Below are 17,257 nucleotides of genomic sequence, written 5' to 3'. Positions count from 1 at the left end.
CTCACAGTGGCGAGAGGATGCCCACCCATGTCTGGTTGGATTTCGCGCGGCTCCCGGCCCCACCCGGGGTCTGGGAGCCGTCGAGGCTGAACGCGAACACCGGCTTGTCCCAGCGGCCCTCCCTGGCGACGAGGACGTGGACACCCTCGCCGTACTGAATCTGGAACAGGCCCACCTGCTGTCCCAGCGGATCGACCTCGAGCAGGAAGCCCTTGCTCTTCCTCTGCTCGAGGTCCGTGGAGCCCTGCTCGAAGCCCGTGTCGCCCGCGAAGCAGTAGCGCTCCCGACCGCACGGAACGAAGGACACGGGCACGTCGTCGCGATCGACGTCGAGCGTGCGCACGAGGTCGTCCTCCACGGGCCCCTCCAGGCGCCCGGAGGCGAAGTACAGGTCCGGGGAGAGGGCCCGGCCGCCCACCCGGGCGCGCTCGCTGGCGCCGAGCGCGAAGGCCCCTGCGCGAACCACCAGGCCCACGATCTCCTGGGGCTTGGGCGCGGACACGGCGCGCGCGGAGACGAACGCGCCCGTGGGTGAGAAGGAGGACAGGAGGAAGGCGCGCCCCGTCGCGCCCGTGGGCTCGCGCTCGAAGGACTCCACGTAGGCGCGCCGCTGCAGGTCCATCAGCGGCGTGGCGACGTGGACCTGGTGCCGCTCGTCCACATCCAGGCCCCAGCCCACCCAGGGAGCGCCCACCGCCGCCATCTGCTCCCCGGTGGAGAAGTCCTTCAGGGCCACCGTGGGCGCCACGGGGCTGAGCCACGAGGTCTCCAGGCTCGCGTCGAGACGCCCCACTCGCATCCCGTCGATCGCCCCGAGGAAGACCACCTCCTCTCCATCCGCTCGCGCCAGCAGGATGGCGGCGGAGCGCTCCGACTCCAGCGTTCGCACCCGCGTCACCGCGCCGTCCGGCTGGGCGATGAAGTCCAGGCGCTCGGCAGGAGGGATGTCCTGGGTGAAGCGCCGCTGCGCGACGAGCGAACCGTCCCGGCGGAGGCGGCGCACCTGGATGACGCGCGGGTCCGCATCCTTCTCCCAGCCGAAGACGGTGACCTCACCGCTGGGGTGCACGACATGGTGGGTGACGAAGTCCGGCAGCGGAAACTCCCCGAGCCAATTCCCCATCGGGTCCAGCTTCGAGAGGAACTTGCTCGGAGGAAAGAAGAAGGTGTCCTCGCCCCGGTCCACGTACTCGCCGCGGCGGATCCACGCGAGGCCGTCCTCGCCCAGGGCCACGTCGCTCACGCTGCTCTGGAAGCCACAGTCCACGCGTCGCGCTTCGATGTTCGGGGCGGCGAAGCTCGGCTGGCTGTAGGTGCCCACGCCACCGCGACGACACGACTCCTCGGAATCCGAGCAGGCGCCGAGCAGCGACAGGAGCGCGAAGAACGTGAGACGGGAGCTCACGCGATGAGTCCGGGGCATGACGACACTCCTCCTGGAGGACCAGGAGCATCGAGATGGAAGCGGGTCACTCGCCGGCCCGGGTGACGAGGGCCCGGACTCTAGCTCAGGAGAGGGGGTGCTCGCGCGCCCAGGCGACGAGCGCCGCGAGCCCCTCGTCCACGGACACACGGGGGCGAAAGCCCGTCTCACGCTCGAGGGCGGTGGGGTCCGCCCAGGTCGAGTCCATCTCCCCGGCCTGGGCGGGCAACAGCTTCAGCACGGCCCGCGTCCCCAGGAGCCGCTCCAGCACGGCGACGAAGTCCCTGACGGAGATGGGCTCGCCGCGTCCCACGTTGAGCAGTCGATACGGGGGGCTCCCCGCGGGAGGTCGGTCGAGGACACGCAGCACCGCCTCCGCCACGTCCCCCACGAAGGTGAAGTCGCGCAGCATGCGTCCCTCGCCGTACAGGTCGATGACGCGGCCTTCTCTCAGCGCGCGCAGGAAGCGCAGCGGCGCCATGTCCGGGCGTCCCCAGGGGCCGTACACGGTGAAGAAGCGCAGGCCACTGGTGGGCAGTCCGTGGAGGTGGCTGTACGTGTGGGCCAGCAGCTCTCCGGCGCGCTTGGTCGCGGAGTAGACATTGAGGGGATGGTCGGCCCGGGCGCTCTCAGGGAAGGGAGGCGGCGTGTCCGCGCCGTACACGGAACTCGAGGAGGCGTAGACGAGGTGCGAGACACCCGCGGCGCGGCCCTGCTCCAGGAGGTGGAGCCAGCCCACGACGTTCGCGTCCACGTAGGACGAAGCGGAGGCCCCGGCCTCTCGCACGCCGACTCGCGCGGCGAGATGGATGACTCGCTCGGGGTGCTCTTGCTGGAAGATTCTCGCGAGCGCGGGAGCCTGCATGATGTCCACCTCGTGACAGGTGAAGCGCTCCGCGCCGGGGAGGGAGTGGAGCCGGGCCAGTCGGGCGCGCTTGAGGGCGACGTCTCCGGACGGGTCCAGGTTGTCCACGCCGATGACGGTGTCACCTCGGGCGAGCAGCTTCGCGCTGACGTGGTGACCGATGAAGCCCGCTGCGCCCGTGACGAGGACCCGCATGAAGCGTCAGGGTTTCATGCCCTCGGGTCGGAAGCCACGCTGGTGAGGTGGCGATGAGGGGGACTGGCGGGCACCTTCACGCGACTTCCCGTCGTCCCGGCTTGGACGTAGGGTGGGAGGCATGGTGTCCGTGAACCAGCTCCGTCCCTTCGCCTCGGCCTCGCTGGAGGCCTTCCGGGCCGCGTCCGGTCCGGTGGCGCTCATCCAGCAGCCCGTGGACCCGGTCTTCCGGAACGTCGCCCAGCAGCTGACGGGCGCTCGCACGGTGGGCATGGCGCACCGCTCGCGCATGACGGAGCGGCTGCTCGCGATGCTCCGCGACTTCGACAACCTGGAGGTCCACTTCCTGAACCCCAAGGTGGATGGGGAGGAGCTCACCGTGGGGCGCTCGGACTGCGACCTGGTGGTGCCGGACCCGTCCGTGTCGCAGCACCACGCGACGCTGCGGTGGAGCGCGACCACGGGTGGATTCCAGGTGCGGGACGCGCAGTCGATGAACGGCACGTGGATCAACGGCGCGCCGCTGGGCTTCCGCGCGCAGGTGACGCTCAACGACGGGGACACGCTGGCGTTCGGCGACGCGCAGTTCCTCTACCTGCGCGCGGAGACGGTGCACGAGCACCTGCGACTGGCGAGCCCCCAGCCGAAGCCCTGAGGTGCCTCAGGGCACTTCCTTGACGGCGTCGATGACGGCCTTGCGCAGGTAGGAGCTGTAGTCCGTCTGCGTCTGGTACATGCTGATGGACGAGACGGTGCGGGAGTCCTTGCGCCACAGCAGGTCGCCGTTCGGCGAGACGAGGCCGGCCTCCAGGAAGACCTCGGCGCGGCCCATGGCGCGGATGGAGGACACGTCCACCCAGTTGAGCACGACGATGACGGCGGCCTCGGCCTTGTTCTCGCGGATGAGGGCGACGACCTCGCCGGTGGAGGGGGACGGAGCGTCGGAGATGCGCGAGCCGACCACCTCGAAGCCGCGCTCACGCAGCACCGCTTGCGTCTGTCCGATGAGGACGGAGCGCGGGTTGCCTTCCCCCAGCATGTCCTCGCGGTAGGTCGCCACGGGCAGCGAATCCACGCGCGTGCCGACCACGACGACCACCTTGCGGATGGCGCCCGGAGGCCGGACCTGCGGCGCGGAACACGCGGTGGCGAGCAGCGACAGCAGGAGGAGTGTGAAGGCGCGCATGGTCACCCTCCATAGCTCAGTCGAACAGCCCCTGCAGGTAGAAGCGGCCGTCGCGCGTGTCCTGGAAAACCCAGGCGGGCCCCAGTCCCTCGAAGTGCACCCGGTAGTAGTCGCGCTGGAAGGGCGTCTCCGCCCACCACTCGCCGCCCAGTCGCTCGGGGCCCGTCACCGCCGTCACCCGGTGACGCCGTCCGCCCACTCGCGCGGCGAGCAGCCGTCCCGTGTCCCCCAGCTCAGCATCCAGCCACGCCGGCTCCGCCAGCAGTCGTGACGGCCGCTCCCGCGGCCCACCCTCCCTCCGCTCCACCGGTGTCAGCGCCTCCCCCCATCCCCTGCGGGCCTCCGGCGGTCGGAACGCCCGCGTCCCCTGCGCTCCCTCCGGCCGATGCACCGGCTCCAATCCCGCCGAACACAGCGACTCCTCCCCCAGCGTCGTCGCCAACCGCGACAACACCACCTCCAGCGCCGCGTCCCCCTCCGGCGCGTCCCCCAACGAGAGCTGCTGCCCCCGGTCCTCCGAGTGCTCGTCCACCCGCGCGGACACCTCCGCCACCGGGTTCTCCAACCGCAGCTCCTCCAGCCGATGCCGCGCCAGGTCCAACAACAGCTTCGCCGCCGCCGTGGGCCTCGCCAGCGACAGCGTCACCCGCTGCTGCCCCGTGGGGTCCAGCTTCAACGTGAAGGTGACGCGCACCGCCGCCCGCCCCCGCCCCACCAGCCGCGCACCCAACCTGTCCAGCAACGTCTTCAGCGCGAAGCCCAACGGCTCGAACGACTCCGCCGGCCACTCCAACACCCGCCGCTCCTCCAACACCTCGTCCAACACCTCCGCCACGAAGGGCGTCTCATCCCTCCCGCCACACCACGCATGCGCCCGGGCCCCCATCACCCCACCCCGCGCCGCCACCGCCCCCGGCGGCAGCTCCGCCACCTCCCCCAACGTGCTCAACCCCAACGCGGAGAACGGCGCGGACTCCCGCCCCTCCAACGCCGCCAACGGCAACGGCGCCAGCGCCTGGTCCGACGCCCCCGGCGCCACCACCTCCACCCGCCGCGAGCCGAAGCGCGCCAACGCCCGCGAGGTGAACGCCTCCGACGCCACCACCACGTGCGCCCGGTACCCCAGCCCCTCGCACAACGCCAACGCCCGCGAGCACAGCCCCGCCTCACCTCCCGACAGGTGCGCCGCCCCCGCGTCCAACCACAGCCCATCCGGCAGGGAGAGCTGGAAGCCCGGCCCCAGGCTCATGAGCGCCTCCCCCAGCGACACCAGCGCCCGCTTCTCTTCCTCCAGCCGATAGGGAAAGTGCCGCAGCCCCGGCTCCAGCGCCGTCGCCGCGGTGAGCGTCACCCCGGGGCGAACGCCGGCCTTCAACGCGGACGTGGACGCCGCCACCACCCGCCGCTGGCCGCGCGACTCCTCCACCAGCACGAAGGGCCGGCCCGCCAGCTCCGGACACTCGATGACCTTGCGCTGCACCGGGAAGCGCGTGAAATGCAGATAGGCCCTGCGCATGGCGCCCTCAGTGCGCCGCCGAGACCAAGCCCGACGCCACCCGCAGCGAGGGCATCACCCCATCCCGTCCGCCCCGCGCGCCCTGATGGCCCAGCCCCTGGCGAGCCTGCCGCGCGGAGTTCGGCGTCGCGTCCCCATCCCGCCCGGACCGCTGGCCCTGGTGCCCCAGCCCATTGCGCGCCACCCACGGCGTCTCCCGCAGGAAGTCCGGCGTCGCGTCCGCGTCCACCGGCCCCACGTCCAGCACCCGCCCCCCGTCCTCGAGCCCCAGCTCCGGGTACAGCGCGCTCCACGGCAACACCGCCCGCGTCCCCGTGCCGCCGCGCCTGCTGCGCACCACCTCCACCGCCCAGCCCTCCGCCCCCTGGGACTCCGTCCGCAGCCGCGTCACCCCATCCGCCGGCGCCTCCGGCGAGGTGAGCAACAGCAGCAGCCCGCCGCCACGCTCCGCCGCGTCCGCCAGCTTGCGCGCCTCGGCCAGCCCCACCCGGAGCGGCCTCCCCGTGGCGCCCACCCCTCGCGTCAGGTCGAGCACCACGCACGCGAAGGCTCCGCTCCGGGCCAGCTGCACCGCCGCCCACACCCGCTGCTCGGGCGCCTTGGGCCGGACGAGGAGCAGCCGCTCCAAGTCCACGCCCTGCGCCGCCGCCGCCGGGGCATACAGCTCGCGCGGTCCATCCACCCACGCGCACAGCCGCGCCTCCTTGTGCGCGGACGCCACCGCGCTCAGCGCCAGGCTGGTCCGCCCGGAGGCCGCCTCACCGCACAGCTCCACCGCCTGCCCCAGCGGGAAGCCACCCGAGGGCAGCAGCGCGTCCACCGCCTCCATCCCCGTGCGCAACACCGCCAGGTAGCTGCGCGGCGCCGCCTGCAACTGGCGGATGCGCTCGCGAAGCTGCTCGACCACCGCGCCGCCACTGCGCTGCTCCGCCACCGCGCTCATCTCGCCTCCTCGCCAGGACCCGACACACCGAACGCACGCCTGCACGACGGTTCAGTATGCTCACGGGTCTGACGTGCGCCCGCACAGGACGCACGGCGATGGGCACGGCGACACGACGTGGTGGCTTGGATCCACCGGGGCGACGCCAGGGTTTTCGCGCCCCTGGGCGTCACCCCTCCGGCGGACCTAGCCGGCGCAGATGACCTTCACCTCGACCTTCTGGTCATCCGCGCGGCGCAGGCAGCTGCCGCCGAAGTAGATCCGCGCGGGGCGGTCCGCTCCGGACGGCTCGTAGCTCAGGTCCCCGGCGGCCACCGAGCAGCTCTCCACCGAGCCCCCGGCGCGGGTGATCTCCACCCGGGCCAGCCGCGGATCCGGCAGGTTCACCACGTCCAGGCTCTGCGCCACCGCCGCCAGCTCCGCGATGTGCAAGAGCGTGTCCCGGTAGTTGTCCCGGCAGATGGAGTCCAGGTTGTCGAAGGTCGAGTCGAACTTCTCCGACATCGCCCGATGCCGGTAGCCCGGCCCATAGGACGTGGGACAATCCGCGTTGCGCACGTACGTGCCCTGCGGCGTCACGTCCTGGATCAGCTCCGCCCGCTTGTCGCTCAGCGCCACCGGGCCCACCGTGGCCCACAGCACCTCCCGACGTCCGCCCTTGGAGTCGCGCAGGTTCTTGAAGGCCTCCGCATACTCCTCCACCGACGTCAGCAGCGCCGCGCCCTCGTGGCACTTGTCCACCGACGTGTCGTCCGTGACGATGACCGGCGGCGGCCGCGCGGTGGAGCTGCAGTCCTCCTCGTCCGTCACCACCACGACGAGCAGCCGCGCGCCGTCCCGCAGGAAGCCTCCGTTCCCACCCTCGGCGATGGAGGTGGTGGTCAGGGGCTCGGAGACCGCCAGTCGGGCGGCCTCGAAGGGGGTCTCCTGCCCGCTGCCCCCCGTCCCCTGCTTCACCAGCAACCGGAAGCGCTCCAGCAGGTTCGGATCCGAGCTCTCGACGAAGCGGTCCTCCGACGCGCTCCCGTCCGCCGCGGGCACCTTCTGCAAGAGCCCCGACTCCCTCGGATACTCCGAGTAGAACTCCCGACCCTGGGTGAAGACGCGGCGGTACACGGAGGTGGTGATCACTCCCACGCGGAAGTCCTGCGTGACGCCGCCGCCCTCGCGCAGGCCCTGGATGAAGGCGGGCAATTCGGTGGCGATTCCGGCCTGCTCCTCGGCCATGGAGCCGGAGTTGTCGATGACGAAGAGGATGTCCGTCTTCTGCGGGGCCACCACCGGGGATTCGCTCTGACACTTGCCCGGCAAGGTGGATCCGGCTTCGTCGACAGGCGACGTACAGGACGCCACCCAGAGGGCCGGCAACAGGAGCAGGGGGGCACGGGTTCTGGACTTCATGGCGTCCTCCTGAGGGGGAAAGCGGCGCACCCGGGCGGTGCGTCGCATCGAGGCTGGGGGGGCAAGCATGCCCCACCCCCGGCCCGGACGCGAGACAAGGACGCAGCGTCTGGCATCCGACTTGAGCGTGGAAAATCGTACACGGCGTTTGCCACAGCCGTTTTGGTTGTTACGTTGGTTCATCTGCCGCAGAAAACCGACAGATGTTCACCGGCCTGGCCGCTCGTAGGGCCGGGCTTGAAGAAGGAAGAGGCCGAACTTCATGTCCGATGAGAAGAAGAAGGGCACCGCCGCGAGCGCAATGCCCACCGCGATGGCCCCTCCCGGGCTCATCAACAAGGAAGACATCCCGCAGGTGCTGCCGATCCTGCCCCTGCGGAACAGCGTCTTCTTTCCCGGCGGCGTGCTCCCGCTGGCCGTCGGCCGTCAGAAGACCATTGCCCTGATCAAGGACGCGGTGCGCGACGACCAGGTCATCGGTGTCGTCACGCAGCGCCGCGCCGAGGAAGAGGATCCGGGCGCCGCCGACCTCTACACCATGGGGACGGTCGCCCGTATCGTGAAGCTTCTGAAGATGGGCGAGGACAACTACTCGCTCGTCGTGCAGGGACTCGCCCGCTTCCGCGTCGTGGAGCTGGTGCAGGAGGCCCCGTACCTCAAGGCCCGCGTCGACGCGGTGGAGGACAAGACCTCCGCCGAGAACGTCGAGGTCGAGGCCCTGGGCATCAACCTCAAGAAGCTGGCGCGCGAGGTCATCGAGCTGATGCCCGAGCTGCCGGCCGCCGCCACGGAGCTGGTGGAGAGCATCACCCACCCCGGTCACCTGGCTGACCTCATCGCCGCCAACGTGGACGTGCCGATCGAGGAGAAGCAGGCCGTCCTGGAGACGGTGGACCTCAAGGCGCGGATGAAGCTCGTGCTCGAGCTGCTCAACCGCAAGCGCGAGATCCTCAAGCTCTCCAACAAGATCGACTCCGCCGTGAAGGGCGAGATGTCGAAGACGCAGCGCGAGTACTACCTGCGCCAGCAGCTCAAGGCGATCAAGGAAGAGCTCGGCGAGATGGGCGAGGAGGAGGAGGAGCTCGACGAGCTCCAGGAGCGCCTGAAGAAGGCCGCCCTGCCTCCCGACGTGGAGAAGGTCGCGAACAAGGAGCTCAACCGCCTGAAGACGATTCCGGCGGCGTCGAGCGAGTACACCGTCGCGCGCACCTACCTGGATTGGATCGCGGATCTGCCGTGGTCGAAGCTGTCCGAGGACAACCTCGACATCGAGAACGCGCGCCAGCAGCTCGACAAGGATCACTTCGGCATCAAGAAGGTGAAGAAGCGCATCCTGGAGTACCTGGCCGTCCGCAAGCTGAAGAACGACATGCGCGGGCCCATCCTGTGCCTCGTCGGTCCCCCGGGCGTCGGCAAGACGTCGCTGGGTCAGAGCGTGGCCAAGGCCACGGGCCGCAAGTTCGTGCGCCTGTCCCTGGGCGGCGTGCGTGACGAGGCGGAGATCCGCGGCCACCGGCGCACGTACGTCGGCGCGCTGCCCGGCCGCTTCATCCAGAGCATGAAGAAGGCCGGCACGAAGAACCCGGTCATGATGCTCGACGAAATCGACAAGCTCGGCGCCGACTTCCGTGGCGACCCGAGCGCGGCGCTCCTCGAGGTGCTGGATCCGGAGCAGAACAACACGTTCAGCGACCACTACCTCGACGTGCCGTTCGACCTGTCGAAGGTGATGTTCGTCGCCACGGCGAACCAGCTGGATCCCATCCCCGGTCCGCTCCGCGACCGCATGGAGATCATCGAGCTGTCGGGTTACACCTTCGAGGAGAAGCAGAGCATCGCGCGCATCCACCTGGTGCCCAAGCAGCTCAAGGAGCACGGGCTCAACCCGGACCACATCGAGATCACCGATGAGGCGCTGCTGACGCTGACCACCTCGTACACCCGCGAGGCGGGCGTGCGTAACCTCGAGCGGCGCATCGCGGACATCTGCCGCGCGGTGGCGGTGGAGGTCGCGGGTGGGAAGCTGGACAAGCAGACCATCAACGCCGAGCGCGTGAAGGAGATCCTCGGGCCCGAGATGTTCTACTCGGAGGTCGCGGAGCGCACGGAGGTTCCGGGCGTGGCCACGGGTCTGGCCTGGACGGCGGCCGGCGGCGATCTGCTCTTCATCGAGGCGACGAAGATGGCGGGCAAGGGCGGCATGACGCTCACCGGCCAGCTCGGCGACGTGATGAAGGAGAGCGCGACGGCGGCGCTGAGCTACCTGCGCAGCAAGTCCGAGTCGTTGGGCATCAGCTCCAACTTCCTGGAGAAGACGGACATCCACCTGCACTTCCCGGCGGGCTCCATCCCCAAGGATGGTCCTTCCGCGGGCGTCACCATCCTGACGGCGCTCACCAGCCTGCTCACGGGCATCCGGGTGCGGCACGACACGGCGATGACGGGCGAGGCCACGCTGCGTGGCCTGGTGCTGCCGGTCGGCGGCATCAAGGAGAAGGTGCTGGCGGCCCACCGCGCGGGCATCAAGCGGGTCATCCTGCCCGAGCGTTGCCGCAAGGACCTGATCGACGTGCCGGACCAGGCGAAGAACGAGCTGGAGTTCATCTTCGTCAGCCAGATGGACGAGGTCCTGAAGGCCGCGCTGGAGACGTCGCCGTTCAAGTCGTCGGCGGGGACTCCGGGTGGCGAGCCGGGCAAGGAGGCCTCGCTGCCTCCTGCGTCCACCGAGCCCGGGGCGCCCGAGGTCCGCGCGTAACGCGAGGCGGACTTCAGCGACTCGAAGCCTGACGCGGGCAGGTTCCTCCATGAGGGACCTGCCCGTTGTCTTTGCGGGGTGCCCTCCCCTGCTTTCAGTGCCGGGTCCGAGGGACGTCTTCCTCGTCCGGGCCCGCGAGCCGCTGGGACAAGAGGCCGAGCAGCTCCTTCGTGGAGAGCCGCCCGGCGCCGTCCTTGCCCTCGAGCACGTCCGCGACGAGCGCGCGCTTGTGCTCGTGGAGCGACAGCATCTGCTCCTCGATGGTGCCTCGCGCCACCAGGCGGTAGACGGTGACGGGGCGCTCCTGGCCGATGCGGTGCGCGCGGTCCGACGCCTGATCCTCCACGGCCGGGTTCCACCACGGGTCCAGGTGGATGACGGTGTTGGCGGCGGTGAGGTTGAGGCCGAAGCCGCCGGCCTTGAGCGAGATGAGGAACAGGGGCGCGGTGCCGTCCTGGAAGGAGCGCACGGCCTGCTCGCGGGCCTTGGGCGTGGACGAGCCGTCCAGGTAGTCGTAGCGGATGCCACGCGCGTCCAGCACCTCGCGCACCAGGGCCAGGTGTGAGGTGAACTGGCTGAAGACGAGCGCGCGGTGGCCCTCGGCGCGGAGCTCCTCGACGAGCTCCATGAAGCGCTCCAGCTTGGAGGACTCCACGCGGGACTCAGCGTCGTAGAGGCGCGGGTGCGAGGCCAGCAGGCGCAGTCGGGTGAGCGCGGCGAGCACCTCGAAGCGGCGCTCCAGCTCGCGCGACTGCCGCTCGCGCAGCACCTCCGGGGCGGACTCCAGCGAGGAGAGCGCCGCCAACCGCGCGTCCTCGTACATGGTCCACTCCTGGGTGGAGAGGACGACGGGCACGCGGATGTCCGTGCGCGGCGGCAGCTGCGCCTCCACCTGGGCCTTGGTGCGGCGCAGGAGGAAGGGTTGCAGCACCCTCGCCAGCGCGGGCGCCGCGGTGGGGTCCACCCTGCGCTCGATGGGAATCGCGAAGCGCGTGCGGAAGGCGTCGTGGCTGCCGAGCAGCCCGGGGAAGACGAGCGAGAAGACACTCCACAGCTCGCCCAGGTGGTTCTCCAGCGGGGTGCCGGAGAGGGCGAACTTGAAGTCCGCCTGCAGCGCTCGCGCGGCGCGGAAGCGGTGCGTGCCCGCGTTCTTCAGGGCCTGGGCCTCGTCGAAGACGAGCGTGGCGAAGCGCAGCTCGGACAGCCGGCCGATGTCGCGCGTCAAGAGGCCATAGCTCAGCACGAGCACGTCGCGAGGCCCCAGCCGCTCGAGCAGCCCGCCCCGGTCCGCGGCCTCGGAGAAGAGGCGCATCTTCAGCGACGGCGCGAAGCGCTTCGCCTCGTCCATCCAGTTGAAGGCCACGGAGGTGGGCGCTAGCACCAGCGCGGGCCCCAGCTTCGAGCGCTCCAGCAGCACGGCCAGCGCCTGCACCGTCTTGCCCAGACCCATGTCGTCCGCGAGCACGGCGCCCGCGCCCCACGACGCCAGCCGGGTGAGCCAGCGGAAGCCCTCGACCTGGTAGTCGCGCAGGTCCGTCTTCAGCGTGGCGGGGACCTTCGGCTTCAGCTCCCGGGCGGCGAAGATGCGCTCGACGAGTCCCCTCCACGTCGCGTCCGCGTCCAGCGTCGCGCCCGCGCTGCCCAGGGCGGACAGCGACTCCGCCGCGGCCGGGCCCACTTCCAGTCCGTGGCGCGACAGGTGGGCGTGGTCCGCCAGGCGCTCCAGGTGCTGCCGCAGCGCCTCCTCGACCTCCACGTAGGTCTGGTCCTTCACCTGGACGAAGCGCTCCTTGCGACGCGCGGCGTCCAGCAGGCGCGCCATCTCCACGCGCTCGCCTTGCACCGACAGACCTCCGAGCACGCCGAACCAGTCGCGCTTGCGCTCCACCGTGATTCGCAGCGCGCTCGCGCCGTGAGAGCCCACGAGGCGCAGCGGTGAGCCACCCCACTCCAGCTCCGGCGGCGACTCCAGGGACTGACACGCGGACAAGAGCCCGAGCGCGCCCTGGACGTTCGGGAACGAGAAACTGAACGGCAGCGCCTGCGCCTCCGCGGCGGCGAGAGGCAGACTCACCTGGAGCGCGTGTGCCACCGCGAGCTCCTTCACGAAGTCGCGCACCGTGTGGACGGGCTCCAGGCCCCGGCGCAGGTACACGTCCCGCGGCCCCTCGCCGGGGATGAAGCTGATGCTGTCCGGGAGCGCCCGCACGCGCAGCTCCACGCGCACCGCGCTGCCAGGCTCGAGTTCGAAGCGCAGCACCGGGAGCTGGAGCGAAGGCAGCTTCTCGCCCATGACGCCGCGAGGCATCGCCACCGGCAGGCGCACCGAGAGCTTCGCCAGCTTCTCCAGCAGCACGCCGTGGCTCTCGGGTGGGAAGACGTTGCCGTGGCGCTGGAGCACGGAGACGAGCGCCCGGACCTCCGGCCCCGCGTCCAGCACGGTGAGCCTGCGCGCGCCCTCGTCCCAGAGGAAGAGGGCCTCCTCCGGCTTCGAGCGGCGCACGCGGTCCACCATGGACGCGGGCAGGCTCGCGCCATCCACGCCCGCGGAGACGACGACGGTGCCGCCCCGCTCCGCCGCGACGATGCCCACCTTGGCGCGGTCCACCTGGACCAGCAGGTCCTGCGTCCCCTCCTGGTACAGCCGGGGATGGTCCACCAGCTCCAGCAGCAGCGCGCGCGAGGCCGGCGCGTCGCCATCCGGCAGCAGCGACGCGAGACGCGCGTCGAGCGAGGAGAGCTGCGAGCCATGCTCCTGGAGGAGCTTGCGGCGGCTCACCTTGGCCCCCGTGGAGCGCTGGCCCTTCTTGTTGCGCCGGTGCACGTACGGGTGGACCTCCACGCCGTAGCCCTCGATGACGTCGACGCGCCAGGAGACCTCCACCGCCGCGCCGCTGCCCGTCCCTTCGTCGAGCGCGCGCTCCAGCGCCCTCAGCGTGCGGTCCCAACCCGGTCGCACCAGCTCCTCGAGTGTCTCGCCGAAGCCCTCGGTCCAGGGCTGGTTCAGCCACAAGAGCACCGTGTCGATGGCGGCGACGAGGTGGACACACGGCGGCGCGCCACAGGTGCAGTCACCCTGCGCAACGGAGGGCGTGAAGGTCAGCCGGGCCTCGGGGAGGATGAAGCCCATCTGCGAGCCGTAGGGCAGCTCCGAGCAGCGCGTCTCACGGAAGCGGAAGCCGGGGAGCTCGGCGTCGTGTTGGAGCGACTCCAGTTGCAGCGCGTGCAAGGGACGCGAGGCCACGGTGGCGGGCGCGCGGGAGCGCAGGTCCAACAACAGGCCATGGACGCGGTGCGTGCGCGAGTCCTCGGGAGGCGCCAGTCGCGCGGCGAGCGAGGCGTGGGTCTCCTCCGCCTGCTTGCGCTCCTGTTCGACGAAGCGCCACGCGAGCCGGGGCAGCAGCTCCTTCATCTTCGGCGACGGCAGGGACTCCTGCGTCCAGCGAGTACGGCCCTCCTCGTTGAGCATCTCCACCAGCCGGCGGCGAGCCATCGCGGGGCGGGACTGCGGCAGCAGCGCGGGGTCCACGTAGGGCGACAGCACCGTGAGACTCAGGCGGGACAGGTGCTCGACGCCGTGCTCGCGCAACCAGGAGCGCAGGGCGCCTTCCGTGGCGAAGTGTGGGACAGCGGAGGAATCGGGCTGCGGGCGCTCCACGGACATGGCTCCCCGCTTCTTCGCGATGCGCGACGGAAACGCAAGCGCGACGACATGGCGGCCGGGCAGGCGGGCTCCTCACACGGGCTTCCGCTTTCCCGTCATTCCGGGTCACACTGCGGAACGACGCTCGTTCGCCAGGCGTCGAACCTGCCATGCCGACATCCGCCGCTGGAGTGTGGGGACTGGGAGTCTTGCTGCTCACGGGCACCGCCTGCATGCGCGCCTCGAGCGACGTCGCCCCCGATGCCTCGACGCACGCGGCCCGCTCCCCAGCCGAAGCGCCGGAGCGGAGCGCGCTCCCCGTCGACCCGAGCGCCATCCGGGAGTCCGTGGAGGGCACGAGGGGCTCCCTTCCCCACGCGCCGATGCGCGCACCGGAGACGGTGGTCGAGCCACCCTCGAGTCCGCGGGCGCCCGAAACCCGGGGCGAGGCTGGGACGCCGCCTCCCTCCGCGAGGTGGCCCGCGCCGGGCGCCACCTTGACGCTCGTCCCCGCGAGCGTGCCCAAGGGCTTCGCGCGACGTCGGGTGTACCTGGACGCGGGGCATGGCGCCGAGGGGAACACGGGCAACCGCTCCGTCACCTGCGAGGACGAGGAGGTCTTCACGTTGCGCGTGGCGCGGGACCTGGCGCGGCGGCTCGTGGCCACGGGGCACTTCGAGGTGCGCATCAGCCGTGAGCCAGGACAGCGGGTGCCGTACGCGAACCGGCTCGCCGATGCGGAGCGTTGGGGCGCGCACGTGTTCGTGAGCCTGCACTCGGACTCGCGAGGCACGTCGCAGCCGTGGGCGCCCGCCGAAGGACAGGCGTGCAACCGGCAGGACACGACGCCTGGCTTCAGCGTGCTCTGGTCCGAGGATGCGCCCGCGCCACTCCAGGGGCGCCGCGCGGAGCTCGCGCGAGCGCTGGCGCGGAACCTGTCGCGCGGAGGGTTCCTCCACTACGACGGCGTGGACTACGTGGGCCTCTACGCCACCGACACCGCGCAGCCCGGCGTCTTCGTGTCCCGTGAGCCCTCACACCGGCAGATCTTCGTCCTGCGCAAGCCGACGATGCCCTCGGTCATCGTGGAGACGCACCACGCGCTCGACTTCGAGGAGGCCGCGCGCTGGCGCGAGGAGCGCACGTTGGAGGTCTTCGCCACGGCGATGACCCAGGGGCTCGTGGAGTCCTTCGCGCCCGCTCCGCCCACGCACGTGTCGACGCAGCAACCCTGAGCCGCACGGCAGCGAAACTGCTCATGGGGCAGGCGCGCAGGCGCCGCTCGATGCGATTCGCACTTGCCCTTTTATTAACCAGATGGTTATTTTAACGACAGGTTAACCAAGCCATGACGACCGACCCACTCAGCGCCACCTTCGCCGCACTGGCGGACCCGACCCGCCGCGCGATCCTCGCGCGACTCTCGAAGGGGGAGACCTCCGTCACGGAGCTCGCACAGCCCTTCGACATGAGCCTCCCCGCCGTGACGAAGCACCTCAAGGTGCTCGAGCGCGCGGGGCTGATTACGCGGAGCCGCGAGGCCCAGTGGCGCCCCTGCCGACTCGCACCGAAGCCACTGAAGGTCGCGAATGACTGGCTCGAGGACTATCGCGAGTTCTGGGAGGCCAGCCTCGACCGACTCGAGGACTACCTCGCCGATGTCCAGGGGCAGCAGCGCCCGACGCGCGCCCGCAAGGTTCCAACCCCGAAGAAGTAGGAACGAGGAGCACACCCATGAACGCAGCGCTCGACCTCAACGAACTCGCGAAGCGGCAGCTGGAGCTCTCGCGGCTCATCAACGCCCCACGCGCCCTGGTCTTCCAGGCGTTCACCGACGCGGAGATGATCTCCCATTGGTGGGGGCCGAATGGCTTCCGCACGACCACGGTGAGCAAGGAGGTGCGTCCGGGTGGCGCGTGGAGGTTCACCATGCACGGGCCCGATGGCACCGACTACGCGAACCACATCGTCTACACGAAGGTCGTCCCCAACGAGCGGCTCGAGTGGGATCACGGCACGAAGGAAGGCGAGGTGCTGTTCAAGGCCGTCGTCACCTTCCAGGATGAGGCGGGGAAGACGCGCGTCACGATGCAGCACACGCTGCCCACCGTCGAAGCACGCGAGCAGGCGGCGAAGTACGCCATCGAAGGTGGCCAGCAGACGCTCGCGCGGCTCGAGCAGCACCTCGCGACGAGGCAATAGGCACTCGTCGCCAGGTACCGCGCGCGAGTGCCCATGCCGAGGGGACGAGGCACTGAGGATGCTCAGGCGCCTTTGTTCCGTTCGTCGTCCCGCAGAGGGAAGGGCCCGGAGACGTGCTTCACGATTCGCGCGGCCAGGGCCTGGACGTGCGGAGCGTGCAGCAGGCTGTAGTGGGTACCCGGGACGTCCTCGACCTCGAGCTTCTCCTGGGCCACGAAGCGAGACCATCCGTGGGTCGGCTCCACCGAGCGCTCCCGCTTCGCGTCCTTCGCGCGCAGCAACAACACAGAGCCTCCGTAGTTCCCTGGACGGAACGTGGACAGGACCCGGAGGTTCGCTCGGGTCACGTCGCGCCAGGCTCGGAGGTCCGCGTCCTGGAGCTCGCGGGGAAGCCACCCGGACTCCCGTGCATGCGCGATGACGCGCGTGAGCTGCTCGTCTTCGGAGAGCCCCGCGAGTGACTCGGGCCGGAGCGTCGACTCGACTCCCGCCGTCCGGGCGAGGTCCATCGCCATCCCCGCGAGGAGCAGCGCATCGTCGGGTCCTTGCGTGAGCAATTCATCCGTGGACGCGAAGCTGTCGAGGAGCACGAGCTTCTCGACACGCTGTCCCTGACGCTCGAGTTCACGCGCCATTTCGAAGGCCACGACGCCGCCCATGGACCAGCCCCCGAGCACATAGGGGCCCTCCGGCTGCACGGTTCTCATGGCGGCCACGTATCGCCGCACGAGCGCGTCCATGTGTTCGAGGGGTGGCTCGATGCCGTCGAGCCCCGGCGACTGGAAGGCGTAGACCGGTCGGTCCGTGCCCATCCACCGCGAGAGCAACCGGTAGGGCCCCACGGCTCCGCCGACTGCGTGAACGAGGAACACCGGCGTGCCCGTACCCTCGGACTGCAACGTCACGCAGTCTCGGGCGGGACTGTCACCGCGGGAGACTTCGAGCCATGACGCGAGTTGTTCGACCGTGGGGGCCTCGAAGAGTGCGCGCAGTGGGAGGTCGATACCGGTGAGTGCGCGCACTCGCGCCACCACCTGCGTCGCCAGCAGCGAGTGCCCTCCCAGCTCGAAGAAGTCGTCCTTCCTCCCGACTCGCTTCGCTCCCAGCACCTCGCTGAACACCTCCGCC

Annotated in this window: 13 protein-coding genes; 5 read left to right on the top strand and 8 right to left on the bottom strand. The window is 70.6% G+C overall.

Annotated elements, in window-relative coordinates; genetic code table 11:
* Position 1: 1 nt before the first annotated feature.
* Complete coding sequence (locus tag LXT21_RS22065) at positions 2-1,405, bottom strand: hypothetical protein (RefSeq protein ID WP_254040148.1); 1,404 nt, start codon at positions 1,403-1,405, stop codon at positions 2-4.
* Positions 1,406-1,508: 103 nt separating this feature from the next.
* A complete protein-coding gene (locus tag LXT21_RS22060) occupies positions 1,509-2,483 on the bottom strand; it encodes an NAD-dependent epimerase/dehydratase family protein (protein ID WP_254040147.1) in 975 nt (324 codons plus the stop codon).
* 121 nt (positions 2,484-2,604) lie between these two features.
* Between LXT21_RS22060 and LXT21_RS22055 the strand changes: the two genes are divergently transcribed.
* Positions 2,605-3,138, top strand: a complete 534-nt coding sequence (locus LXT21_RS22055) for an FHA domain-containing protein (protein WP_254040146.1) — start codon at positions 2,605-2,607, stop codon at positions 3,136-3,138.
* Positions 3,139-3,144: 6 nt separating this feature from the next.
* On the opposite strand, the gene LXT21_RS22050 is transcribed toward LXT21_RS22055, so the two are convergent.
* From LXT21_RS22050 to LXT21_RS22035, 4 genes are all read right to left on the bottom strand, one after another.
* Positions 3,145-3,669: a hypothetical protein gene (locus LXT21_RS22050; RefSeq protein WP_254040145.1), complete on the bottom strand. Its 525-nt coding sequence runs from the start codon at positions 3,667-3,669 to the stop codon at positions 3,145-3,147.
* A gap of 16 nt (positions 3,670-3,685) precedes the next feature.
* Positions 3,686-5,185: a Y-family DNA polymerase gene (locus LXT21_RS22045; RefSeq protein ID WP_254040144.1), complete on the bottom strand. Its 1,500-nt coding sequence runs from the start codon at positions 5,183-5,185 to the stop codon at positions 3,686-3,688.
* Between the two features lie 7 nt (positions 5,186-5,192).
* The gene (locus LXT21_RS22040) at positions 5,193-6,128 is read right to left on the bottom strand and encodes an ImuA family protein (protein WP_254040143.1); all 936 of its coding nucleotides are present in this window, start codon (positions 6,126-6,128) and stop codon (positions 5,193-5,195) included.
* 186 nt (positions 6,129-6,314) lie between these two features.
* Positions 6,315-7,529: a vWA domain-containing protein gene (locus tag LXT21_RS22035; RefSeq protein WP_254040142.1), complete on the bottom strand. Its 1,215-nt coding sequence runs from the start codon at positions 7,527-7,529 to the stop codon at positions 6,315-6,317.
* A 262-nt stretch (positions 7,530-7,791) separates the two neighbouring features.
* Between LXT21_RS22035 and lon the strand changes: the two genes are divergently transcribed.
* Positions 7,792-10,284, top strand: coding sequence for an endopeptidase La (lon, locus tag LXT21_RS22030; protein ID WP_254040141.1), 2,493 nt, complete (start codon positions 7,792-7,794; stop codon positions 10,282-10,284).
* 94 nt (positions 10,285-10,378) lie between these two features.
* Here the strand turns inward: lon and LXT21_RS22025 are convergent, their stop codons facing one another.
* Complete coding sequence (locus LXT21_RS22025) at positions 10,379-13,948, bottom strand: DEAD/DEAH box helicase (protein ID WP_254040140.1); 3,570 nt, start codon at positions 13,946-13,948, stop codon at positions 10,379-10,381.
* A 149-nt stretch (positions 13,949-14,097) separates the two neighbouring features.
* Between LXT21_RS22025 and LXT21_RS22020 the strand changes: the two genes are divergently transcribed.
* From LXT21_RS22020 to LXT21_RS22010, 3 genes are all read left to right on the top strand, one after another.
* Positions 14,098-15,162 (top strand): N-acetylmuramoyl-L-alanine amidase family protein, encoded by a 1,065-nt coding sequence (locus LXT21_RS22020; RefSeq protein WP_254040139.1) that lies wholly within the window; start codon positions 14,098-14,100, stop codon positions 15,160-15,162.
* 113 nt (positions 15,163-15,275) lie between these two features.
* Complete coding sequence (locus tag LXT21_RS22015; protein ID WP_254040138.1) at positions 15,276-15,644, top strand: ArsR/SmtB family transcription factor; 369 nt, start codon at positions 15,276-15,278, stop codon at positions 15,642-15,644.
* A 17-nt stretch (positions 15,645-15,661) separates the two neighbouring features.
* A complete protein-coding gene (locus tag LXT21_RS22010; RefSeq protein WP_254040137.1) occupies positions 15,662-16,129 on the top strand; it encodes an SRPBCC family protein in 468 nt (155 codons plus the stop codon).
* A 62-nt stretch (positions 16,130-16,191) separates the two neighbouring features.
* On the opposite strand, the gene LXT21_RS22005 is transcribed toward LXT21_RS22010, so the two are convergent.
* Positions 16,192-17,257 (bottom strand): thioesterase domain-containing protein (locus tag LXT21_RS22005; protein ID WP_254040136.1); only part of this gene is annotated, 1,066 nt, incomplete at its 5' end.

It is taken from the genome of Myxococcus guangdongensis (genome assembly GCF_024198255.1).
Classification (GTDB): Bacteria; Myxococcota; Myxococcia; order Myxococcales; family Myxococcaceae; genus Myxococcus; species Myxococcus guangdongensis.
The sequence above is the reverse complement of the archived record's forward strand: the minus strand, read 5'-3'. Positions and strand labels throughout refer to the sequence as shown.

What these genes read in the sequence shown, in the direction of transcription:
- LXT21_RS22060 (WP_254040147.1), bottom strand. Translation starts at nt 2,483, where the DNA reads ATGCGGGTCCTCGTCACGGGCGCAGCGGGCTTCATCGGTCACCACGTC.
- LXT21_RS22055 (WP_254040146.1), top strand. Translation starts at nt 2,605, where the DNA reads ATGGTGTCCGTGAACCAGCTCCGTCCCTTCGCCTCGGCCTCGCTGGAG.
- LXT21_RS22050 (WP_254040145.1), bottom strand. Translation starts at nt 3,669, where the DNA reads ATGCGCGCCTTCACACTCCTCCTGCTGTCGCTGCTCGCCACCGCGTGT.
- LXT21_RS22045 (WP_254040144.1), bottom strand. Translation starts at nt 5,185, where the DNA reads ATGCGCAGGGCCTATCTGCATTTCACGCGCTTCCCGGTGCAGCGCAAG.
- LXT21_RS22040 (WP_254040143.1), bottom strand. Translation starts at nt 6,128, where the DNA reads ATGAGCGCGGTGGCGGAGCAGCGCAGTGGCGGCGCGGTGGTCGAGCAG.
- LXT21_RS22035 (WP_254040142.1), bottom strand. Translation starts at nt 7,529, where the DNA reads ATGAAGTCCAGAACCCGTGCCCCCCTGCTCCTGTTGCCGGCCCTCTGG.
- lon (WP_254040141.1), top strand. Translation starts at nt 7,792, where the DNA reads ATGTCCGATGAGAAGAAGAAGGGCACCGCCGCGAGCGCAATGCCCACC.
- LXT21_RS22025 (WP_254040140.1), bottom strand. Translation starts at nt 13,948, where the DNA reads ATGTCCGTGGAGCGCCCGCAGCCCGATTCCTCCGCTGTCCCACACTTC.
- LXT21_RS22020 (WP_254040139.1), top strand. Translation starts at nt 14,098, where the DNA reads ATGCCGACATCCGCCGCTGGAGTGTGGGGACTGGGAGTCTTGCTGCTC.
- LXT21_RS22015 (WP_254040138.1), top strand. Translation starts at nt 15,276, where the DNA reads ATGACGACCGACCCACTCAGCGCCACCTTCGCCGCACTGGCGGACCCG.
- LXT21_RS22010 (WP_254040137.1), top strand. Translation starts at nt 15,662, where the DNA reads ATGAACGCAGCGCTCGACCTCAACGAACTCGCGAAGCGGCAGCTGGAG.